The organism is Primorskyibacter sedentarius (assembly GCF_004342065.1).
Classification (GTDB): domain Bacteria; phylum Pseudomonadota; class Alphaproteobacteria; order Rhodobacterales; family Rhodobacteraceae; genus Primorskyibacter; species Primorskyibacter sedentarius.
Genome location: NZ_SLZU01000022.1, coordinates 26,416 through 48,895, shown reverse-complemented (window position 1 = coordinate 48,895; position 22,480 = coordinate 26,416). Strand labels below are relative to the sequence as shown.

The window sequence follows — 22,480 nt, the reverse complement described above, 5'->3', positions numbered from 1 at the left end:
ACGGGGCCAGGCCCAGCAGAATCTGCGCCAAGAGAACCCAGAGGACTGCGTCCAGCACTTGATCACCTGTCACAGGATTGGCCCTGCGCGCCAACGCGCTATGTGGCAGGCGCGGATCACTGTGCTCCGCACCCGTTGTGAAGAAGTCGCTACCGATAGAGCAGCGACACGCCCTCGTTGAAGATATGCACTTTTGCGGGATCGGCGGTCAGGCGGACGGTTTTGCGGCGGAGCTCCTTGTGGATTCCGGGCAGCTTGGCGATCACCGGGTGGGCATCGGCCTGCGCCTCGAAGTATAGCAGCGTGACCTCTCCAAGGGCTTCGGTGATGTTGACCGTGCCTTCGAAAACATAAGCATCCGCGGCCTCCACCATGTCCTCTGGCCGCACGCCGACATTCACCTTCAGCCCCATATCTGCGGCGTTGGTGGGCACGTCGGACAGAGCCGTCCCGCCCCCTTCCAGCGCGACCGTGGTTCTTTGGCCGGTGCCGGTGATCTCTCCGGGCAGCAGGTTCATCGACGGCGAGCCGATGAATTGCGCGACGAATTCGCTGTTGGGCCGCTCGTACAACTCCAGCGGAGAGCCGACCTGCGCGACCCCCTTGTTGGCCAGCACGACGATGCGGCTGGCAAGGGTCATCGCCTCGACCTGGTCATGGGTGACGTAGATCATCGTCGAGTCCGGCATCTGTTCTTTCAGCTGCGCGATCTCGATCCGAGTGGCTACGCGCAGCGCGGCATCCAGATTGGAAAGCGGCTCGTCGAAAAGATAGACCTTGGGGTCGCGCACGATGGACCGCCCGATGGCGACACGCTGGCGCTGCCCGCCCGACAGCGCCTTGGGCAGGCGATCAAGATAGGGTTCCAGCTGCAGGATCCTGGCGGCCTTGGTGATGGCCGCGTCGATCTCTTGCGGGGATTTCTTGGCGATCTTCAGCGCAAAGCTCATGTTATCGCGCACCGTCATATGCGGATAAAGCGCATAGGACTGGAACACCATGGCGATGCCGCGCTGGCTGGGCGGGACATCATTCATGCGCTGGCCGTCAATTTCCAGCGTTCCGGCGGTGATCTTTTCAAGCCCCGCGATCATCCGCAGCAACGTGGATTTGCCGCAGCCGGACGGGCCGACAAAGACAATCAGCTCGCCCGTCTTGATATCGAGGTTGATGTTCTTGAGCACCTCGACGCTGCCACCATAGGTCTTCCCGACATCGGTCAGTTTCAGATCGGCCATTTCGTTTCTTCCCCCAGGTCCCTGTCGTCTATTCCGCGTCGCGTTCTGCAAGGCATGTCTGCCACGCAGCCAGATGCAGCCTGCCATCGCCCGAGAGCGCAGCGCTGCCCAGCTCTGTGCCGATCTGCCGCCAGCCCCCATCGGGCATCTCCAGCGTGGCGGGCGTATCGCCAAGATTGAACGCGCAGAAAATTTCCCTGCCATCTTGGGTGCGCGTGAACCACAGCACATCACCCTCGGATTGCATTGCGCTGCTGGCGCCGGTGATCAGCGCCGGATGCATCCGACGGAAGGCCAACGCGCGGCGATAGTGATGCAGGATCGCGCCCGGATCCTTTTCCTGACTGGCGACCGAGCGTTGCAGGTGGTCGTGGCTGACCGGCAGCCAGGGCTTGGCCGAAGAGAACCCGCCATTCTGGTTCGACGGCTCCCACACCATCGGGGTACGGCATCCGTCGCGGCCTTTGTATTCGGGCCAGAACTCTATGCCGTAGGGGTCCTGCAATTCGTCAAACGGCACTTCGGCCTCTGGCAGGCCCAGTTCCTCGCCCTGATAGATGCAGACCGATCCGCGCATGCAGACAAGCAGCGTTGTGTAGGCGCGGGCCGCCGCAGGCGACAGATCCCAGCGTGTGACGTGGCGGGTGACGTCGTGGTTGGAATAGGCCCAGCAGGGCCACGCATCAGGGGCGGCTGCGTTCAGTCGCGCGAAGGTCTCGACCGCCGAGGACGCCGTCAGCCGCGCAGGCTGCAACAGCTCGAACGGGTAGCACATCTGCACCTTGTCCCCGCCCGACGTGTATTCGGCCATGATCTCAAGGCCCCTTTGGGCATCGCCCACCTCGCCCACGGCGGCAGCCCCGAACGGCTCCAACGTGGCACGGAACCGCTTGAGAAATTCAAGATTCTCGGGCTGGTTCTTGGAATAGAGATGCACCTGATGATTATAGGGGTTCACCGAGGGCGCGATGGAATCGTTGCGCTTTTCAGGTGCCAGCGCGGGATTGTCCCGCAGTTCCTTGTCCGCGAAGTAGAAATTGATCGTGTCGAGCCGGAACCCGTCCACCCCGCGCTGCAACCAGAACCGGGTTGCATCCAGCAACGCGTCCTGCACCTCCATGTTGTGGAAATTCAGATCCGGCTGCGAGACCAGAAAGTTGTGCAGGTAATACTGCTCGCGCCGACCGTCCCACTGCCATGCAGAGCCGCCAAAGATCGACAGCCAGTTGTTGGGCGGGGTGCCATCCGGTTTCGGATCGGCCCAGACATACCAATCGGCCTTGGCATTGTCGCGACTGGCGCGGCTTTCTGCGAACCACGGGTGCTGGTCGGATGTATGCGACAGGACCAGATCAATCATCACCCGGATGCCCAGACCATGGGCTGTCTCTACCACAGTGTCGAAATCGGCCAGCGTCCCGAACATGGGGTCGACGTCGCAGTAATCGCTGACGTCATATCCGAAATCCTTCATCGGAGACGTGAAGAACGGCGAAATCCAGATCGCGTCCACCCCGAGTGACGCGATATGCGGCAACCGCTGGGCGATGCCGGTCAGGTCCCCGATCCCGTCGCCGTTGCTGTCCTGATAGGAGCGCGGATAGATCTGGTAGATGACGGCTCCGCGCCACCAATCCTTGTCTGCGGGATCAAGCTGTACTGCCATATCTGCCTGCATTTCCTTGAATTCAGATGTCATTTGACTGATCCCGCCAGCATGCCGCGGACCAGGTATTTCTGCATCGCGAAGAAGACGGCCAGCGGCACCGCGATCGATACGAATGCCGCCGTGGCAAGGATTTCCCAATTGCCGCCGCGCGTGCCCAGAAGCTCTACGATCTGGCGGGTCATCACTGTCGTCTCGCCCGTCGCATCAATCAGGAAGACCAGCGCCACCAGCAGGTCATTCCATGTCCACAGGAACTGGAAGATCGCGAACGAGGCCAGCGCCGGAAAGCTGAGCGGCAGGATGATTTTCACGAAAATCTGGAAATCCGATGCCCCGTCAACGCGGGCATTTTCGATGATGTCACGCGGCAGGCCCACCATGTAGTTGCGCAAAAGGTAGATCGCGAGCGGCAGGCCAAAGCCGGTATGTGCCAGCCAGACACCAAGGTAGCCCTTCCCGATCCCGATCCCCAGATGCAGCTTCAGCAATGGGATCAGCGCCAGTTGCAGCGGCACCACCAGCAGGCCCACAACCGCCGCGATCAGCAATGCCCTGCCCGGAAAATCCATCCAGGCCAGCGCATAGGCCGCAAAGGCCGCGATCAGGATCGGGATGACCGTCGCCGGGATTGTCACGGTCAGCGTGTTGAAAAACGCCTTGGCCATGCTGTCGGTGGCGTCTTCGGACAGCAGGACCTGCCGGTAATTGTCCAACGTGAATTCCGGCGGGGCCGTGGCGGTGACGAACACCCGTTCGCCCCTGCGCCCTTCGAACGCGACATCGTTTTCCAGACGGTAGCTGCCATCTGCCTCGACGGTCAGCCGCCCGTCTTCGCCCATATCCGCCGTCTCTCCCGGGGCGTAGGCAGAGATTTCGCGCGAGGAAGTGCCCCAGGCCGAGATTTCAGATTCCGCGCCCGCGTCAAACAGGTTGCCCTCGATCACGTAGAGCGGGCCTTCCTGGACCTGAGTGCCGGGCTCTGCGGTGCGCAAGACCTCGTTCTGTTCCTGCGGAAAGAGCGCCTTCCACCAGCCGGACGTGGCGATCTGATCCGCCGTCCGGAACGATGACACGAACAGCCCCACCGTCGGGAACAGCCAGAGTGCGACCAGCACAACGACAGACAGATGCACCGCCCATGTCAGAGAGGATTTGGTTCCTGCGATATTGCTCATCGTCCCTCTCCCTCAGCGCATTTCTTTGCGGGCGTTGTAGACGTTCCAGACAAGGATCGGCGTCACCAGAAGCATGATAACCATCGCGCTGGCAGACCCCACACCCCAGTCATTCGACCGGAAGAGCTTGTCATACATGTAGTTCGCAAGGACCTGCGTTTCCCATTGCCCGTTGGTCATGGCAAAGACGATGTCAAAGATTTTCAGCACGACGATGGTGATCGTGGTCCAGACCACAACGATGGTCCCCATGATCTGCGGCACCTTGATCTTGAAAAAAACCTGAAACGGATTGGCCCCGTCGATAATGGCCGCCTCAACTGTTTCTTCGGGGATGCCGCGCAGGGCCGCCGACAGGATCACCATGGCAAAGCCGGTCTGAATCCAGATCAGCACGATCATCAAGAAGAAGTTGTTCCAGAACGGGATGGTCAGCCATTGCTGCGGCTCGCCGCCCATTAGCCCCACATAGATCGCGTTCAGCACGCCGATCTGTTCGGTGCCCGGCGGGCGCGCATCATAGACCAGTTTCCAGATCACCGCCGCGCCGACGAATGAAATCGCCATCGGCATGAAGATCAGCGACTTGGCAATCGCCCCCCACCTGATCCGGTCTGTCAGCTGCGCGACCAGCAGCCCCATCGCGGTGGAGACCGCAGGCACCACGATCAGCCACAACATGTTGTTGCGCATCGCCTCCCAGAATTTGCTTTCGCCGAACATCTGCTTGTAGTTGTCCAGCCCCACGAACTCTGAACCACCGCCGGGGATGCGCTGCGTCACCGACAGGCGCAGCGTCTCGACCACCGGGTAAGCAAGGTAGAGGCTTAGCGCAAAGATCGCGGGGAAGAGAAATAGCCAGGGCCGGATCATGTTGGCGCGGTTGATGTTCCGCCCCGCATTCGGCCCTTTGGGAGGATATAGAACCTTGTCCAGAAACTGGTTCGATCCCCAGAAATACGTGATGCACGCACCCACGCCAATGGCGATGGTCAGCATGCCCTGAAGTGCCGGATGCATAGGCCTCTCCCCCCGTTAAAGCATTATGAAAAGACACTTTTTACGTGCCATGCCCCGGTGGCGGGACATGGCGAGAGCTTGGCAATCGAAAGCTTACTTCAAGCCGTCCCAGCTTTCCTGGATCTCGGTGGCGACTTCTTCGGCGGATTTGCCCCCGGTATAGTCGACCATACCGGTCCAGAACGACCCCGCGCCGACGCCGCCGGGCATCAGGTCCGACCCGTCAAAACGGAAGGTCGTGGCATTGGTCAGGATCTCGCCCATCTGGCGCTGCGTGTCATTGGCATAAGCCGCCGGATTGACCCCGGTATGCGGCGTCAGGAAGCCCGATTGCGCCATCCAGACCTCATGCGCGATGGGCGTCGACAGGAAGTCGATCAGCGCATGCGCAACCGGTGAATCGTTGGTGATCGCAAAAAGCGTGCCCGCCCCGAGAACTGGCTTCCCCAGATCCTTGCCCTCATAGGCCGGGAAGTAGAAGAAATCGGCGTCCAGACCGATCTCTGTCCCTTCCGGGAAGAAGGAGGGGATAAAGCTTGCCTGACGGTGCATGTAGCATTGCGGCGGCGACGCAAAGAGACCCTTGGGGCTGTCACGGAAATCGGTAGAGGCCACGGCCCCTGCCCCGCCTGCGACGAAATCATCGTTGCGCGCGAACCAGCCGAATTCTTCAATCGCGGCCACAACACGTTCGTCGTTGAACGGGATCTCGTTCGTCGTCCACTGGTCGTAGACTTCGGGCGGCTGGGTGCGCAGCATCATGTCCTCGACCCAGTCGGTCGCAGGCCAGCCCGTCGCACCCCCTGACCCCAGCCCGATGCACCACGGCGTTTCGCCATCGGACACGATCTGTTCGGTCAGCGCCTTGAGCTCTTCCATCGTCTCGGGCACTTCATAGCCCGCATCCTCGAAATTCTCGGGACTGTACCAGACCAGCGACTTCAGGTCCGCCTTGTAGGGGAAGGCGAACAGCTGCGGCGCGCCGTCGGCACCGGCATAGGTGCCCAGATCAACCCAGGACTGACCGGCGGCGTAATTGTCACGCAGCGCGGCTGCAGCCTCTTCGCCCAAAGGTGTCAGGAAGCCGCGACTTGCAAGATCGGCCGCCAGCCCCGGCTGCGGGAAGACGGCGATATTGGGGGCAGAGCCTGCCTCTGTATCGACGACGATCTGCTGCTCGAAACTGTCCGATCCGGTATAGCGCACATCCGCGCCGGTCGCTTCGCCGAAATAGGCCAGAACGCTTTCAACCAGTTTCTGGTCGGGCCCGATCCACGGACCAAAGACAGTGACCTGCTCGCCGCTGAAATCATTGGCGTCGGCATAGCTGTTGAAACTGTCCCAGTTGAAATCGCCCTCTCCCGGGGCGAAAGGCATGTGCCCGGCTGCATGTGCCATCCCGGATGTCAGGGCAAGCGCCGCCGCGCCCGCCAGAAGTCGGTGTGTCATCTTGGTCCTCCCAGATTCGTGACTCACTGAAATCAATTCATACGCCAGAGCCCGTGTCAATTCAAAGCGCTTTGAACAGCTAGCGGTCACATAACACTTAGTGTTGGGACAACATGGAAGCGATTTCAACCAAAATAAGTAATGCTGCGCTGCAGCTAACGTGGCATGTCCGATTTGGGCTTTTCCCATCTTGCATTTCAGCGTTATGATCCCGGAACCCAAGCGCTTTGAATGGCGGATTCATGAACCTCAAGACCCTTTCGGAACATCTAGGACTGTCCCAGACGACAGTAAGCCGCGCGCTAAACGGTTATCCGGAGGTCAACGAGAAGACCCGAAAGCGGGTGCTGGAGGCCGCGCAGGAACTGAATTACAGCCCCAACGCCCGGGCCAAGGGGCTGGCGACGGGCCGCGCCATGGCCATCGGCCACGTGATTGCCCGGTCCACCAAGCACGAGATGGTGAACCCGGTTTTCGGCGACTACACCGCCGGGGCGGGCGAAAGCTATTCGGCTGCGGGCTATGACATGTTGATCTCGCTGGTGGATGACGAAAACGAGGAACGGTTTTACCGCGCGATGAAGTCCAAGGGCAATGTTGACGGGATCATCGTTCACGGCCCCCGGATGGAGGATCCCCGGATCGACCTGCTCAGTGATCTGGGCATGCCGTTCCTTTGCCATGGGCGCGCATCGGGTGTGGCACGAGACTATGCCTGGCTTGACGTCAACAACACCCGCGCCTTCCAGCGCGCGACCGAATTCCTGCTTGATCTCGGGCATCGGCGGATTGCCTTGCTCAACGGGTTGGAGACGCTCGAGTTCGCGCATCGCCGCAAGCAGGGTTTTCTGAACGCGCTGCAAGATCGCGGAATGACACCTGATCCGGCGCTGATGCGGACCGGCGAAATGACAGAGATTTACGGCTACCGCGAAACGCGGGCCCTGCTTGCGGCCGGGACCCGGCCAACCGCGATTCTGACCGCTTCGATGATCACTGCCATGGGGGTCCGGCGTGCCCTGTGGGATGAGGGTCTGACAATGGGGCGCGACATTTCCGTCATCACCTTCGACGACGATCTGTCCTACCTCAAAAACGGGCAGGATGTGCCGATCTTCACTGCCACACGATCTTCGGTGCGCGAGGCAGGCCGTCTGTCGGCGCAGATGCTGCTGGACATGATCAACGACCCGGAGCGCACATTGCGCACGCATTTGATGGAAGCGGACTTGATTATCGGGCAATCCACCGGCCCTGCCCCGGATCGGGTCTAAGGCACCGCCTTCGGGTTTGACAGGCATCCGCTGCGCTGGGTAAAGCCTGTCTGGAAACCAGCATAGCAGGAATGTCATGACGGACCCTCTCGCCATCGTTGCGGATATCGGCGGAACCAACACGCGCGTGGCACTGGCCCACGGAACGCAAGTGCAGGCCGACTCCATCCAACGCTTCCGCAATGCCGACCACGCGGGCCTGACAGAGGTGCTTGAAACCTACCTGTCAGGCCGGGCCGAACGGCCCAGCTGTGCATGTGTGGCAGCGGCCGGCCCCGTGCATGAAGGCGTGGCGCGGCTGACCAATCTCGACTGGGAAATTGACCGTGACGTACTTGCGCGCGCGTTGAACCTGAAAACGGTCGCGGTGCTGAACGACCTGCAGGCACAGGGCCACGCGCTGAGCCATGTCGCCCCCGACAAGCTGCGCAAGATCCTGCCCGGGTCCGGCGAGGATGTCAGCACGCAGGCCGCCCGGCTTGTCGTAGGCGTGGGCACCGGCATGAACGCGGCGCTGGTCTACAGGACAGAGGCGGGCACGCTGGTCCCGCCATCGGAGGCCGGGCATATCAGCTTTCCCGTCCAGAACGAGGAAGAGCTGCGCCTGATGCGCTTTGCCGCTCGCAAACACGGCACGCCCGGCGCCGAAGAGGCGCTGTCGGGTCGCGGGCTGGAACGTCTATATGCATGGCGCTGCGAAGAGGACGGCGCGTTTGACGGTCCTCACTTGAACGCGGCAGAGATCATGACCGCCTGCGAAGACGGAAGCGACGCCCGCGCGCATGCCGCGGTGCAGATGGCGGTGCGCCTTCTGGGCCGTGTCCTTGGCAACCTTGCGCTCATCCAGCTTCCATTCGGCGGCATCTATCTGGTCGGCGGCGTGGCCCGCGCGCTCGCACGCCATTCGGCGGAAATGGGCTTTGCCGACGCCTTCATGGACAAGGGCCGTTTCGCGAGCTTCATGCGTCAGTTCCCCGTCTGGGTGGTCGAGGACGACTACGCCGCCCTGACGGGATGTGCCGGGCACCTTAATGAACTCATCGCGCGTCAGGGCTGAACCTTCGCGCCTCCCCTTTGCTTCCCCGCGCGGCGCTGGTAACGCTTTGCCGTGCCGCGACGGGATTGCCACGATACGCGCGACGGGGGAGCCGCAACCATGTCTACAAACCTTCAGGAAGCGGCCGGTCTTGACCCGGTGATAAAGGGCGCGCTCTGGATGCTGGGCGCGGTCACCTGCTTTTCATCAATGGCCGTTGCGGGCCGCGCGGTCAGCTTTGAACTCGATACGTTTGAAATCATGCTCTACCGCTCGCTGATCGGCGTCGTGCTCGTGATCGTCATTGCCAGCCTTGCAGGCACCAGACGGCAGATCACCACCCGGAGCATGCCCTTGCATCTGGTGCGCAACATCAGCCATTTCACCGGGCAGAACCTTTGGTTCTATGCGCTGACCGTGATCCCGCTGGCACAGGTGTTTGCCATGGAGTTCACATCCCCGCTCTGGGTGATCCTGCTATCCCCGCTGGTGCTGGGCGAGCGGCTGACAAAGACGCGGAGCATTGCCGCCATCGTGGGCTTTTGTGGAATTCTGATCGTGACGCGGCCCTCGCCGGACACGTTCAATTTGGGGATCCTCGCCGCAGCGACGGCGGCGGTGGGATTCGCCGGATCAGCGATCTTCACCAAACTGCTGACCCGGACGGAGACCATTACATGCATCCTCTTCTGGCTGGTGATCATGCAAGCAACCTTCGGCCTGCTTTGCGCCGGGTTTGACGGTGACATAGCCCTGCCCTCTGCGGCGACATTGCCGTGGATCGTGCTGATTTCCTGTGCCGGGCTGGTGGCGCATTTTTGCCTGACCCGCGCGTTGCAGATCGCGCCCGCGTCGGTTGTGATGCCGTTCGACTTTCTCCGCCTGCCGCTGATCGCGATCATCGGGATACTCTTCTATAACGAGGCGCTGGACATCTTCGTCTTCCTTGGCGCCGCGGTGATTTTCGGCGCCAATTACTACAATATTCTCAGCGAGACCCGCGCAGTTGCAGCAAAGTGACGCCACGGCGCGAAGGATTACATGACGCCCCGTCAAAGATTGACCGTTCAACCGCACGACGACTACGCTTTGATCGGGACACAGGCCTGCGGGCCGCTGAGGGAAGAGGACAAGATGAAGGTTTATGTGCTTGGGGCGTCGGTTGCGGCGCTCTGTGCGACGGGTGCCGTCGCAGGAGGAATCGAGCGAAACTCCAACAATTACGGCCTGCTCTACGAGGACGGAAATCAGATCGAGCTGACCTTCGCCCATATTTCACCGACGGTGAAAGGGAAATATGTCGGAGGTGGCAGCACCGGCGATATGGCGGGGGACTACACCTCCACCGGTGTCGCCTACAAAACGGACATCACCGACCAGCTGAGCTTTGGCCTCTATTTCAACGATGGCTACGGTGCGGATTCCACATACAGCGAGGGTTTCTACACCGGCCTGAATGCAGAATGGGATTCGACCCAGACCGCCGTGATCCTGAAGTATCAGGCAACGGATCGTATCTCTGTCTACGGGGGTGTGCGCTATGTCGAAAGCTCTGCCGACATCACCATTCCCGACCAGATGATCCGTAAGCCCTATGAAGATGGTGCAGCCCAAGCCACAGCTGGGGCGGCGGCCGCAGAGGCAGCCTATGGTCCCGCCGACCCTCGGACCATCGGAGCGCAGCAACTGGCCGCGCAGCTGAATGCGGTCGCGACATCCACTGATAGTCTGGAATTCACCGCGCAGGCTGAGAAAGACGGCCGATTTGGCTACGTCTTGGGCGCCGCCTACGAAATCCCCGATATCGCTTTGCGCGTTGGGCTGACCTGGCAATCCGCAATCACCCACGAGTTCGACACGACTGAGAACTCGTTCGGATTTGGTGTCATCGGCGTAGAATCAACAACAGAAATCGAAATGCCGCAATCCGTCGCGCTGGATTTCCAGACGGGCGTTGCCAAGGACACGCTCGTTTTCGGTCAGGTCAAATGGGTCGAATGGTCGAAATGGGAAGTGCGCACGCAGGAATATGAAACAGTCACCGGCGATGCGATCACTGGCATCGACGATGATGTCATCACCTGGCAGCTTGGTGTCGGACGCCGGTTCTCTGACGAATTCTCGGGCTTCGCGCGTGTTACCTATGAAAAGTCCAACGGTGGTATCGCATCGCGTCTGGCGCCGACAGATGGCCGGATCAGCCTTGGCGTCGGGGGCACCTACACCGATGGTGCGATGAAACTTCGCGGTGGTATCGAATTTGCCAAGCTGGGCGATGCCGAGGACGGCTCCGGCACGAAATTCGAAAGCAACACGCTGATGGGGATCGGTGCGGCGATGACCTTCGCCTTCTGATCTGCCCAACCGATCAAGACCAGACCGCCCGGCCCCCGCGCCGGGCGGTTTGCGTTTCTGCCCCTGCCTTCCAAAGCGGCCACAGCTAGGCGCAAGAATCGGGTCGCGCGCAGGACGGCCGCATGACATCGTGCCGCCATGAACACGCCGCAAAAATCCGTCTCTTCCCGCGCCTGGGCAGAGCTTGCCCTTCTCGCACTGATCTGGGGCGGGTCGTTCCTGTCGATCCGGATCGCGCTGGATGAAATCGGCCCGCTTACATCCGTGCTGCACCGCACCGGCTGGGCGATGCTGATCCTCTGGGCCATCGTCTGGATGCGCCGCCTGCCCCTGCCCCGTGACGCGCGGATCTGGGGCGCGTTTCTGATGATGGGATGCCTGAATAACGTGATCCCTTTCGGCCTGATGGCCTGGGGACAGCTGCACATCGCCACGGGCCTGACGTCGATCTTCAACGCAGCCACCGCGATTTTCGGCGTTCTGGCGGCGGCCATCTTCTTTGCAGACGAACGCCTTAGCCCGCGCAAGCTGATCGGCGTCGGGCTTGGCTTTGCAGGGGTGGCCACCGCCATCGGGCTGGACAATCTGACCCGGCTGGACCTGCGGTCCCTTGCGCAGCTTGCGGTGATCGGCGGGACGCTTTCCTACGCGCTGGCCGGTGTCTGGGCACGCAAGCATCTGGGCGGATTGCACCCGGTGGTGGCGGCGGCGGGCATGCTGACAGGCTCTACACTGGTCATGATCCCTTTGGTGCTGAAGTTCGAGGGCGTGCCTTCACTGGCGCTGGAGCTGCGCACATGGGCCGCCATCGGCTATTACGCCGTGATCGCCACGGCGCTGGCCTACCTTTTGTATTACCGCGTACTGGCCATGGCGGGCAGCGGCAACCTGATGCTTGTCACGCTGATGATCCCGCCCGTCGCCATCACCCTTGGGGCCCTGCTGCGCGACGAAACGCTGACGCCGCAGGCCTATGTTGGTTTCGCCCTGCTTGCACTGGGTCTGGTGGTGCTGGACGGGCGGCTTCTGGCGCGGCGCAAACGCGGAAGCGTTTGACGGGGGCAGGCTCTCTGGCTACCAACGCGCGAAGGCTCCAGAGGACCCATGTCAGATGATCTATGAAACCGCACAGGACTGGCGAAGCGCCGTCAACAAACGCGTCGTGCTGTTTGCCATGTCGGGGCTGGGCAAGACCCATGTGTCCAACCTGCTGCGCGATGCGGGCAGCTGGTTCCACTATTCGATCGATTACCGGATCGGCACGCGCTACATGGGCGAATACATCGCCGACAACGCCAAGCGCGAAGCGATGAAAGTGCCCTTCCTGCGCGACCTTCTGATGACGGATTCGATCTATATCGGCTCCAACATCACGTTCAATAACCTGTCGCCGGTGTCGACCTATCTTGGCAAGCCGGGCGACCCCGCGCGTGGCGGCATGGCGATGGCCGAATATGCCCGCCGGCAGGCACAGTTCCGACGGGCAGAGATGGCAGCGCTGCTCGATACCGGCTATTTCATCGACCGGGCGCAGGATCTTTACGGCTACCCCAATTTCATTTGTGACACGGGCGGGTCGATCTGCGAATGGGTGGATGCCGACGATCCGCAAGACGAAATACTGTCCAACCTGTCAAGCCGCGCGCTGATGGTCTGGATCCGCGGCACGGAAAGCCATACCGAAGAACTGATCCGCCGGTTCGACAAGGCCCCCAAGCCGATGGCCTACCAGCCGGAATTCCTGGAGCGCGTCTGGTCGCAATATTTGAACGAAAACAAGCTGTCCGAGGGCGATGTTGACCCTGACGCCTTCATCCGCTGGACCTATGCGCAAGCGCTTGCCCACCGCCAACCCCGCTACGAGGCCATGGCCCGCAACTGGGGCGTGACGGTCGAGGCCAGCGACATGGCCACCATCCGCGACGAGGCGGATTTCAGCGCCGTGATCGCCTCTGCCCTTGAGACCCGCGCAAAAGGGGCTTAAATCCAGCCCTCCCGTTTTGACCCCGCAGGAGCCCTTCTGCCATGCCCATCAAACTGCCCGCCGATCTGCCCGCCTATGACGTCCTCTCGAAAGAGGGTGTCATGGTGATGTCAGAGGATCAGGCGTCGCGGCAGGATATCCGGCCGCTGAAGATCGGGCTTCTGAACCTGATGCCCAAGAAGATCCAGACGGAGAACCAGTTCGCCCGGCTGATCGGGGCCACGCCCCTGCAGATCGAGCTGTCGCTGATCCGCATGACCGAGCACGAGACCAAGAACACCGCCGCCGAACATATGGAAAGCTTCTATCGCCCCTTCGCAGAGGTGGCAGAGACTGGCGACAAGTTCGACGGGCTGGTTATCACCGGCGCGCCGATCGAACATCTTGCCTTTGACGAGGTCACCTATTGGCAAGAGCTGCAACAGGTCATGGACTGGACGCAGGACCACGTGCATTCCACCTTTGGCGTGTGCTGGGGTGGCATGGCGATGATCTATCATTTTCACGGCGTTCAGAAACACATTCTGGATCACAAGGCGTTCGGCTGCATCCGGCATCACAACTGCGCGCCGTCCTCGCCCTACCTGCGCGGATTTTCCGATGACATGGTCATGCCCGTCAGCCGGTGGACAGAGATGAAACGCGACGAGATCGAGGGCGCAGGCGGTCTGGGTATCCTGATCGACAGCGCAGAGACCGGCCCATGTCTGGTCGAGGACAAGGCGCATCGCGCGCTCTATATCTTCAACCATCTGGAATATGACAGCGGCACGCTGAAAGAGGAATACGACCGCGATGTGGCGGCTGGCAAACCGATCAACGTGCCTGCGAATTACTATCCTGGCGATGATCCCAGCAAGCCTCCGCAGAACCGCTGGCGCAGCCACGCGCATCTGCTCTATGGCAACTGGATAAACCAGATTTACCAGACCACGCCGTTCGACATGAACGAGATCGGAAAGACCTCGCGGTGATGCGCTGGCTGATCCTTGCGGCGGTCCTGATGTTGGTCTCGGCATGGCTGGTGCAGTGGCGCGCCCGTGTGGCCGAGGCCGAGGCGGAACGAAGCTACCCGCCCGAGGGCCAGTTCCTTGATGTGCAGGGCACGCGGGTGCATGTGCTGGTCAAAGGCACGGGGCCCGATCTTGTGCTGATCCACGGCGCCAGCGGCAACATGCGTGATTTTACCTTCCGCATGGTCGACCTTCTGGCAGATCGCTACCGCGTCATCGTGTTTGACCGGCCCGGTCTGGGCTACACGGACCGGCTTGGCCCCGAGGGCAGCTCCATCGCCCGGCAGGCGGCGCTGCTGAAAGCCGCAGCTGCCCAGCTGGGGGCGGAGCGCCCCATCGTTCTGGGCCAGTCCTACGGCGGGGCAGTGGCGCTCGCCTGGGCCACGGGGCATCCGGATACGCTTTGCGCGCTGGTGACGGTCGCGGCCGTGTCCCACCCCTGGCCCACGGGCCTGCCGCGGTTCTACAAGGTGACGTCTCATCCCCTTGGTCAGGCTGTTGCGGTCCCCCTGCTGACGGCCTTCGTGCCCGAAAGCTATGTTCAAAAGGCAATCGAGGGCGTGTTTGCGCCACAAGCCGAACCGCCGGGCTATGCCGCCCATATCGGCGCGCCACTGACCCTGCGGCGCCAGTCGCTGCGTGCAAACGCCGATCAGCGCGCCAGCCTGAAAAAGGAAGTCCGGGATCTGGTGCCGCATTATCCGCAGATCGCGGTGCCGACGGAAATCCTGCATGGCGACGCGGATGACACCGTGAACCTGACGATCCATTCCGTGGCACTGGCACAGGCCATACCGGAGGCAAAGCTGACCGTTCTGGAAGGCACAGGGCATATGCCGCAACACACCGATACCGATGCCGTCCTCTCTGCGATTGACCGGGCGACAACCCGCGCCGGATTGCACTGACCCGTTCGGATCGCCATATTGTAGAAAAACCCGGAGGTTACCGATGCAGTTGCCCTTTGACGGCGCGATCAGCGCTTTCTACGAAAACGACGCCCCTGATGCGATCCGCAACGCCATCGCGCGCGCCGAAAAGGGTGACGTGCTGAGCCCGTCCTATCCGCATTCCGAACGCATGCCCCGCAAGGCTTATGAAAAGGAGATGGCCGCGCTTCAGATCGAACTGGTCAAGATGCTGAGCTGGGTCAAATCCTCGGGCGCACGGGTCGTGATCGTGTTCGAAGGGCGCGATGCGGCCGGCAAGGGTGGTACGATCAAACGCTTCCGCGAGAACCTCAATCCGCGCAGCGCCCGGCTGGTGGCCTTGTCCAAACCATCCGAGACCGAGGCGACGCAATGGTATTTCCAGCGCTATATCGACCACCTGCCCGCTGGCGGCGAAATCGTCTTCTTTGATCGCAGCTGGTACAACCGGGGCGTCGTCGAGAAGGTCTTTGACTTCTGCACCGACTCGCAGCGCGAGCATTTCTTTGCCCAGGTGCCGGAATTCGAACGGATGCTGGTGGATGAAGGCATCCACCTGTTCAAACTTTGGCTGAATGTCGGTCGCGCCGAACAGCTTCGGCGCTTCATGGAACGCGAACGCGATCCGCTGAAGCATTGGAAACTCAGCTGGATCGATGTCGAAGGGCTGAAGAAATGGGATGACTATTCCGATGCCATCGAAGAGACACTGAAGCGCAGCCATACGACAGAAGCCCCCTGGACCATCGTGCGCTCTGACGACAAGCGCCGCGCCCGGCTGGCAGCGATCCGTCACGTGCTGCACGGCATCGATTATGCGGGCAAGGACAAGAAGGCGCTCGGCAGGGTTGATGAAAAGATCTGCGGGGGTCCGGACATCTGGGATGGCTAAACGCGGCTATCACCACGGCAACCTGCGTCAGGCGCTGGTCGAGGCGGCACTGGAACTCATCGAGTCCAAAGGCCCGACCGGATTCACCCTGTCGGAAGCTGCCAAGCAGGCCGGCGTCACCCCCGCCGCCGTCTACCGCCATTTCGAAGGCCGCGAAGATCTGATCGCCGAGGCCGCGCGTCAGGGATACGAGATCTTCGCCGATGTCATGCAATACGCCTATGACAAGGGTCAGCCCTCGGCGCTTGCCGCGTTTGAGGCGACGGGCCGCGCCTATCTGGCCTTTGCGCGCAAATATCCCGGCCACTATATCGCCATGTTCGAAAGCGGGATTTCGGTGAACCGCTCGCCGGAACTGGCCGCCATCGCGACCCGCGCGCGCGGCGTTCTGGAAAAGGCCGCTGCCGATCTGAGCGAACATATCCCGCCGGAAAAACGCCCCCCAGCGGCGATGTTCTCGGCCCATATCTGGGCGATGAGCCACGGGGTGGTGGAGCTTTTCGCGCGAAACTCTCCGGGCACGCAAAGCCCCTTCCCGCCCGAGGATCTGCTAGAATCGGGGATCGGCGTCTACCTGCGCGGGCTTGGCCTTATTTCGCCAGATGCCTGAACTTACGCGACCTTCAACGGCAATGCTCAACCGTCATCATTGTCTTTGGTCTTCCTAGAGCTAACCGGGGTATTCCGCTCGTTTTCTGCAGACTGGATATCCCAAGCGGCGCGAAGCCTTTTTATCTTGTATCCAATCCTAGCCAAACTAAAGAGACGGGGTTTTCGGTCCGACGCCTGCATGAGGCGCACTGCTCGGTTTCGTCGGGGGATCGCAGGCCAAGTCACAAATTCAGAATAGCATAACGGGCTACGTGCAAGCTTCAACCCGGTGGAATGTTCTACGAGCGGCAAAGCGAGTTGATCCCGCGACGGCAGCGTCAGAAATACCTCATACCACCTTTCATTGAATTCATCTGTTACGCTGTCACCCATCTTTTGTACAAGGATGGAATTCATCGTCAAATCGCTGCTCCTGACGCCAGCGGACATGAACAGCCTGTTTGTCATTTTCCAGTCCGAACGAGAAATGCGCCCTATAGCGTAAAGGTGGTCTAATTCTTCAAGTACTGACCGGCGGACACCATGCCGGAACGCCATACGCTGGATCGGCTGATCTTGCCATTCGAACTGAGCCTGGGCATGCTGGATCAAAGTGACGGGTGACACCTTCAGCGAAACACGGTTGTCAACATAGATGCACCAATTGGCCCGTGGAAAGTATTTATGCGGCATCAATTTCGCGCGGCGCGACGCATGCACAGGACCCAACGGTCTCAGATCGTCTTGCAAAATTTCGACCGATGAGAGGCACAGATCCTTATCATCCGTGACCATCACCCGCCTGTATCCGACCCCATCACCCATACTGACCGTATTGACGTCTTCGGGCTTGCCGAAATAACAGGAATATACAACGATTTCACCAAGACCACCCATCGGTCAAGATCCCTTTCCCATTCTTTCTTTCAATAGCACGACAAGACTTTCAGCAATTTTTTTGTTATTGACCTGTTGATGTATTTTTTCCATCTGATGGATCGCTGCATTCCACAGAGCGGTGCCATAGGTTTGTTCAGCGTGCACAATGCCGCGCATAATATCTTCTTGCCTGGGTGAATCGATGAAATAGGGATAGTCGTCACCAAGAAAGTGGCGCGCTTCAGCATCGCCTCGCCAAGCTAGAACCGGCGCACCAACGTGCGCCGCTAAGAACCCCTTAGTAAACGGTTTCTGTACGTTTCCCTTACCTAGTTTGTCGAGATTGCGTACACAGATATGAAAGTTTGTGGAGGCAATGGCCTGTCGAACCTGATTGATCTCAGTCGCGCGTTCGAATGGCACGTACCGGATCTTCTTTTCCAAGGCGGGACTACGAACGGTGTTTCCCAGATCTCCTATGTACACGGAACTGAGATGTCCGGAAGCACACGCTCGGGCGTCTTCAAGCCTAGTATCCGTGTTATGGTGCAACAGCCGTACGACTTCGCCTTGCTTGGTATGCCTATTCTTCCGCAGCGCCAGCAACTCCCTTTCCGCGCCGAAGGAGGCGGCAAGGTGGACGTCTGGGGACAAGTGCCGTGCCATGTCGAGATCGCCATCGACATAGTCAATCAGTGTAGTGCATCCGCGCCACCGGCAAACCTTGAGAGTATTAGGACGAATTCGCTTTAGGCATGACTTTGAAAAAAGGACAGCCGTGTTGCGGGGCCTTGCAAGCGCCCAAGCCCCTTGAAGATACCATTGCCTATATCTAAATGGCACCAGTTTTACGGAAATGTCACGGCCCGCATAGCGTTCCAGGATCTGGGCAAGTTGAAAGACGCGCAACTCGACGCTACCATATTTTTTTTGTTTTGGTTGATAAACCAGTTCCAAGCGTAGCGGACGTTCATTCATTTGTACCCGAGTTCCTCGGAAAGGTTCGATGTAACATCAAAAATGTCATAGGCTGCGGCATCAGTGATGATGTTGGATTGATTTGACTCTGTGTAGCTTAATTATGCGCGTACAAATTAGTAAACTACAAAGTGGCAAACTTGTCGGCGTGCAGAGCGCTTTGCGGTTTTGCCGTTGCCGCACGTGTTCGGCTCGGTATCTGAACTGTCAGGCTTTTCATGACCACACGGAACAACGAACTCGAAAAAAGACCGTTAAGAGCGCCCAAAAGCCAATTATCGTGATGGGCAATGCTCTCCATTGCAGACGGCGGATCGCACGGAAAAGGTCCGCATCGTACGGACCCTTTCCAATGTCAATAGCGTTGGCAAACATTCAGCGCTTGGAGAACTGGAAGCTCTTACGCGCTTTGGCCTTACCGTACTTCTTACGCTCGACGACGCGGCTGTCGCGGGTCAGGAAGCCTGCCGCTTTCAGCGCACCGCGCAGGCTGGGATCGTACAGCTGCAGCGCCTTGGACACGCCGTGCTTGACCGCGCCGGCCTGACCGGACAGACCACCGCCCTTGACGGTTGCCATCACGTCGAACTGGTCCTCGGTGCCCGAAACGGTGAAGGGCTGCTTGAGGATCATCTGAAGCACGGGGCGTGCAAAATACGTGTTGATCGGCTTGCCGTTGACGATGACCTTGCCGGAACCCGGCTTGATCCAGACGCGCGCAACCGCGTCTTTCCGCTTGCCGGTTGCATAGGCACGGCCAAGCGCATCACGAACAGGCTCACGCGGGGTTTCGACCTCGGCGACCGGCTCGATACCGGCGACCGTGTTCAGGTCTTCGAGAGTGTTGATCTGGTCAGCCATTATTTCGCCACCCGGGTGTTTTTGGAATTCATGTTCTTCACGTCCAGCACTTCCGGCTGCTGTGCATCATGCGGGTGATCGGTCCCCGCATAGACGCGCAGGTTGGTCATGACCTGACGGGACAGACGGTTGCCCGGCAGCATGCGCTTGACGGCGGCGGTCACGACACGCTCGGGGTACTTGCCTTCGAGGATCTGACCGGCGGTGCGGTGCTTGATGCCGCCCGGATGGCCGGTGTGCCAGTAGTATTTCTTGTCGGTGCGCTTCTTGCCGGTCATCTGCACCTTGTCGGCGTTGATGATGATGACATTGTCGCCCATGTCCATGTTCGGCGTGAAGCTTGCTTTGTGCTTGCCGCGCAGGCGCATGGCCACGATCGAAGCAAGACGGCCCAGAACCACGCCTTCAGCGTCGATCAGGATCCATTTCTTGTCGATGTCTGCCGGGGTAGCAGAAAAGGTTTTCATGACGGGATTGCCCTTTGGTTTGGTTGGAACGCCGGGAGAGGCCCGACATCCGAATTCGATTGCCGGGTTATATACGGCGCTGATTGCAGGTCAAGCGGCACTTTCTTAGATTTAATATTCAAAAACAATGACTTGCAAAATAGGTATTATTTTACCCCACAACATCCCCGCCCCCGAACGTGGAAACGGCCCCTTGCGGGGCCGTTCCGGTCTTCCGTGAGTGTGTGATGTGAGTGGTAGAGTTGGTTCAGGCGCTGCGGCGGCGCAGGAAGGCCAGCCCGCCAAAGGCGGCCAGAAGCATCGGCAGCGCGGCAGGCAGCGGGACCGGCGACGGCGCCGGAGCCCCACCGGGGATCGTCCCGGAGAATTGCTGCAAGTGGACTTCACCACCGCTCAGCAGCGCGGAGGCCGCAAAGAGGGTGCCTTCCATCGAAGCGTTCACAGAAACCTCGGCATTCGGGGCCAGAACGGAACCGATGATCGTGCGGTCGAGGTAAAGCTCGGTCGCTTCGTAGAAGTTCCACAGCACGCTCTGCGCGGTTTCATAGGCGGTGCCGACGAAATTCTCTTCCAGGCGGATCGATTTGCCTGCAACGTTGATGATCGTGGTCTCGCCCGCCTCAGGTGCCAGGGTGAACTCGTAAGGCCAGCCGGAACCGAAATAGGTCTCGTCGATATTGTAGATCCCGCTGCCAAAGACATAGCCCTGACCGGTTTTCGTCAGCGTTCCGGTAGAGGCCATCCCGGCCAGTTCCTCGGCGGTCGCGTTCAGAACATCGATCACATCGCTTCTGTCCGGCACAAGACCGGTGCTTTCGGTCAGGATCTTGTCGACATTCTGGATGGTGCCGTTGTTGGTCCCGACATAGGCGGCATTCGCGGTTTCGACGAAACTGGTATTGGTGCCCTCGATCACGACAGTCGTGCCGTTGGTGCCCTTCTGGCCCTTGATCATGGCGCTGTTGTCACCAAGCACGACCACCTCGGCCAGACCACTGTCAGGCACATCGGCGTGCTTGAAGTCGAACTGGACGGTGTTGCCGCTGAGATTGCCACCAATATAGGCGTGGCCCTCAACCTCTTGCTGGCTGACGACATTGCCCGAGGTGATCAGGTTGTACTGACGCAGCAAATCTGTCGCGTCCATCGTGGCGGCGGTACCGGCTACCGGAAAAAGAACGACACATGCGGCCGCCTTCAACTTTTTCATCATAACGTTATCCTTACAACTACTAACTATGCAGCCTTCGCCGCTACCTGCCGTTCTAACGATCCGAACTGGCAAACGGCAGATACGCATTCGGATAGGTTCCGGCAACTCTGAATAGGTCACCCTCGCATTTAACGTTACGTCTGATCTCTTGGGAATAATCGGGGAAAAACTGCGGGAAGTTACCCCACAGCGACGGGCGGGATGGAATAGGTCAGGCTGGCCCGCGCCACCGGGGCGTCGTTCCCGTCCGAATGGATCAGCACGTCACCCACGGCCAGAACGCGGCCAAGTTTCAGCAAACGGCACTCTGCAATCAGATCCACGCCCGCGGCAGGCTTTCGCATGAAATCGATCGAACAATTGGTCGTCACGGCCAAAGCCTGCGGCCCGATCATCGCCAGAACGGCGAGATAGACCGCCACATCCGCCAGCGCAAACATCGACGGGCCCGATACGGTGCCTCCGGGGCGCAAGTGGCGTTCGCTCACTTTCAGCCGCATGGTGATGCCCATGGGGCGAACCTCCTCTACGCCGAAGTCATCCACCACCTGCGGAAAGACCTCTGCCATGAACCCGGTCAGCTCTTCGGCGGTCATTTTCAAATCCATGCACTTTCCTCCGCTGTTCTTGCCGCCTAGGGTTGGCCCGTCAGCAGCAGGAGGACAAGATGGCAATTCTGGAACGTCACGACATTGGCGCGGTCAGGCGGCTGCATATGAACGCCCCCGAAAGGCTGAATGCCCTGTCCGATGAAATGTTGGCGGCGCTGAAGTCCGAATTCGATGCGCTGACCGACGACGCAAGCATCCGCGCGGTCATCCTGTCGGGCGAAGGCAAGGCGTTCTGCGCGGGCCATGACCTGAAGCAGATGACCGCAGGCAGGCAGGCCGAGGATGGGGGCAAAGCCTATTTCAAAGACCTGTTCGATCGCTGCACAGAGGTAATGCTGGCCATCCGCGCCCTGCCCCAGCCGGTGATCGCGCAGGTCCACGGGATCGCGACAGCGGCAGGCTGCCAGCTTGTCGCCTCCTGCGACATGGCCGTGGCGGCGGAAGGCACGCGATTTGGCGTGAACGGTGTGAATATCGGGCTGTTCTGCTCCACCCCGATGGTGGCGCTGTCGCGCAACATCCCGCGCAAGCAGGCGTTTGAAATGCTGACCACCGGCAGTTTCATAGACGCGAGCCGCGCGAAGGAACTAGGCTTGGTCAACCACGTCGTGGCAGCTGACACGCTGGCGGCAGAGACCGAAAGTCTGGCACAGACCGTTGCAGACAAGCTGGGCGTTGCGGTTCGGATCGGCAAACGCGCCTTCTATGACCAGTTGGAGATGACGGCGGCAGAGGCCTATGCCCATACCGGGCAGGTCATGGTGGAGAACATGCTGCATCGCGACACCGCGGAAGGCATCAGCGCCTTTATCGAAAAACGCCCCCCCAAATGGGAACAATAAGCGC

General features: G+C 60.2%; 22 protein-coding genes. 11 read left to right on the top strand and 11 right to left on the bottom strand.

Going from position 1 to position 22,480, the window contains the following annotated elements:
- Window positions 1-149: 149 nt before the first annotated feature.
- From EDD52_RS19805 to EDD52_RS19785, 5 genes are all read right to left on the bottom strand, one after another.
- Window positions 150-1,238 carry an ABC transporter ATP-binding protein gene (locus EDD52_RS19805; RefSeq protein WP_132248231.1) on the bottom strand — a complete coding sequence of 363 codons (1,089 nt, stop codon included), beginning with the start codon at window positions 1,236-1,238 and terminating at the stop codon, window positions 150-152.
- Window positions 1,239-1,266: 28 nt separating this feature from the next.
- Window positions 1,267-2,937, bottom strand: a complete 1,671-nt coding sequence (locus EDD52_RS19800) for an alpha-amylase family glycosyl hydrolase (RefSeq protein WP_424449933.1) — start codon at window positions 2,935-2,937, stop codon at window positions 1,267-1,269.
- Window positions 2,934-4,082, bottom strand: a complete 1,149-nt coding sequence (locus EDD52_RS19795; protein ID WP_132248229.1) for a carbohydrate ABC transporter permease — start codon at window positions 4,080-4,082, stop codon at window positions 2,934-2,936. Before EDD52_RS19795 ends, EDD52_RS19800 begins: the two co-directional genes overlap by 4 nt.
- 12 nt (window positions 4,083-4,094) lie before the next feature.
- Complete coding sequence (locus tag EDD52_RS19790) at window positions 4,095-5,102, bottom strand: carbohydrate ABC transporter permease (protein ID WP_132248227.1); 1,008 nt, start codon at window positions 5,100-5,102, stop codon at window positions 4,095-4,097.
- Window positions 5,103-5,195: 93 nt separating this feature from the next.
- Window positions 5,196-6,551 carry an ABC transporter substrate-binding protein gene (locus EDD52_RS19785; protein WP_132248225.1) on the bottom strand — a complete coding sequence of 452 codons (1,356 nt, stop codon included), beginning with the start codon at window positions 6,549-6,551 and terminating at the stop codon, window positions 5,196-5,198.
- Window positions 6,552-6,793: 242 nt separating this feature from the next.
- Between EDD52_RS19785 and EDD52_RS19780 the strand changes: the two genes are divergently transcribed.
- The 10 genes from EDD52_RS19780 to EDD52_RS19735 all read left to right on the top strand — a co-directional run bounded on the left by EDD52_RS19780 (window position 6,794) and on the right by EDD52_RS19735 (window position 16,644).
- Window positions 6,794-7,825: a LacI family DNA-binding transcriptional regulator gene (locus EDD52_RS19780; protein WP_132248223.1), complete on the top strand. Its 1,032-nt coding sequence runs from the start codon at window positions 6,794-6,796 to the stop codon at window positions 7,823-7,825.
- A 76-nt stretch (window positions 7,826-7,901) separates the two neighbouring features.
- The gene (locus tag EDD52_RS19775) at window positions 7,902-8,882 is read left to right on the top strand and encodes a glucokinase (RefSeq protein ID WP_132248221.1); all 981 of its coding nucleotides are present in this window, start codon (window positions 7,902-7,904) and stop codon (window positions 8,880-8,882) included.
- Window positions 8,883-8,981: 99 nt separating this feature from the next.
- On the top strand, window positions 8,982-9,881 hold the full coding sequence (locus EDD52_RS19770) for a DMT family transporter (protein WP_243652028.1): 900 nt from the start codon (window positions 8,982-8,984) through the stop codon (window positions 9,879-9,881).
- Between the two features lie 21 nt (window positions 9,882-9,902).
- The gene (locus tag EDD52_RS19765) at window positions 9,903-11,216 is read left to right on the top strand and encodes an OmpP1/FadL family transporter (RefSeq protein WP_132248219.1); all 1,314 of its coding nucleotides are present in this window, start codon (window positions 9,903-9,905) and stop codon (window positions 11,214-11,216) included.
- Window positions 11,217-11,354: 138 nt separating this feature from the next.
- Window positions 11,355-12,272: a DMT family transporter gene (locus tag EDD52_RS19760; RefSeq protein WP_132248217.1), complete on the top strand. Its 918-nt coding sequence runs from the start codon at window positions 11,355-11,357 to the stop codon at window positions 12,270-12,272.
- A gap of 55 nt (window positions 12,273-12,327) precedes the next feature.
- Window positions 12,328-13,200 carry an ATPase gene (locus tag EDD52_RS19755; RefSeq protein WP_132248215.1) on the top strand — a complete coding sequence of 291 codons (873 nt, stop codon included), beginning with the start codon at window positions 12,328-12,330 and terminating at the stop codon, window positions 13,198-13,200.
- Between the two features lie 41 nt (window positions 13,201-13,241).
- Window positions 13,242-14,174 carry a homoserine O-acetyltransferase MetA gene (gene metA / locus EDD52_RS19750; RefSeq protein ID WP_132248213.1) on the top strand — a complete coding sequence of 311 codons (933 nt, stop codon included), beginning with the start codon at window positions 13,242-13,244 and terminating at the stop codon, window positions 14,172-14,174.
- Window positions 14,174-15,121 carry an alpha/beta fold hydrolase gene (locus EDD52_RS19745; protein ID WP_132248211.1) on the top strand — a complete coding sequence of 316 codons (948 nt, stop codon included), beginning with the start codon at window positions 14,174-14,176 and terminating at the stop codon, window positions 15,119-15,121. The genes metA and EDD52_RS19745 overlap by 1 nt, the downstream gene beginning before the upstream one ends.
- A 43-nt stretch (window positions 15,122-15,164) precedes the next feature.
- Window positions 15,165-16,034 carry a polyphosphate kinase 2 gene (gene ppk2 / locus EDD52_RS19740; protein ID WP_132248209.1) on the top strand — a complete coding sequence of 290 codons (870 nt, stop codon included), beginning with the start codon at window positions 15,165-15,167 and terminating at the stop codon, window positions 16,032-16,034.
- Window positions 16,027-16,644: a TetR/AcrR family transcriptional regulator gene (locus tag EDD52_RS19735; RefSeq protein ID WP_132248207.1), complete on the top strand. Its 618-nt coding sequence runs from the start codon at window positions 16,027-16,029 to the stop codon at window positions 16,642-16,644. Before ppk2 ends, EDD52_RS19735 begins: the two co-directional genes overlap by 8 nt.
- A gap of 26 nt (window positions 16,645-16,670) precedes the next feature.
- Here the strand turns inward: EDD52_RS19735 and EDD52_RS19730 are convergent, their stop codons facing one another.
- From EDD52_RS19730 to EDD52_RS19705, 6 genes are all read right to left on the bottom strand, one after another.
- Window positions 16,671-17,522, bottom strand: a complete 852-nt coding sequence (locus tag EDD52_RS19730) for a glycosyltransferase domain-containing protein (protein ID WP_132248205.1) — start codon at window positions 17,520-17,522, stop codon at window positions 16,671-16,673.
- 3 nt (window positions 17,523-17,525) lie between these two features.
- A complete protein-coding gene (locus EDD52_RS19725) occupies window positions 17,526-18,482 on the bottom strand; it encodes a hypothetical protein (RefSeq protein ID WP_132248203.1) in 957 nt (318 codons plus the stop codon).
- Window positions 18,483-18,857: 375 nt separating this feature from the next.
- Window positions 18,858-19,343, bottom strand: coding sequence for a 30S ribosomal protein S9 (gene rpsI / locus EDD52_RS19720; RefSeq protein ID WP_132248201.1), 486 nt, complete (start codon window positions 19,341-19,343; stop codon window positions 18,858-18,860).
- Window positions 19,343-19,810, bottom strand: a complete 468-nt coding sequence (gene rplM, locus EDD52_RS19715; protein ID WP_132248199.1) for a 50S ribosomal protein L13 — start codon at window positions 19,808-19,810, stop codon at window positions 19,343-19,345. The genes rpsI and rplM overlap by 1 nt, the downstream gene beginning before the upstream one ends.
- Before the next feature lie 247 nt (window positions 19,811-20,057).
- Window positions 20,058-21,020: a collagen-binding domain-containing protein gene (locus EDD52_RS19710; RefSeq protein WP_165907595.1), complete on the bottom strand. Its 963-nt coding sequence runs from the start codon at window positions 21,018-21,020 to the stop codon at window positions 20,058-20,060.
- Window positions 21,021-21,202: 182 nt separating this feature from the next.
- Complete coding sequence (locus tag EDD52_RS19705; protein ID WP_132248194.1) at window positions 21,203-21,631, bottom strand: PaaI family thioesterase; 429 nt, start codon at window positions 21,629-21,631, stop codon at window positions 21,203-21,205.
- A gap of 32 nt (window positions 21,632-21,663) precedes the next feature.
- Here EDD52_RS19705 and EDD52_RS19700 point away from each other — a divergent pair, with 32 nt between their 5' ends.
- Window positions 21,664-22,476, top strand: a complete 813-nt coding sequence (locus tag EDD52_RS19700; RefSeq protein ID WP_279389279.1) for an enoyl-CoA hydratase — start codon at window positions 21,664-21,666, stop codon at window positions 22,474-22,476.
- The last annotated feature ends 4 nt before the right edge of the window (window positions 22,477-22,480 follow it).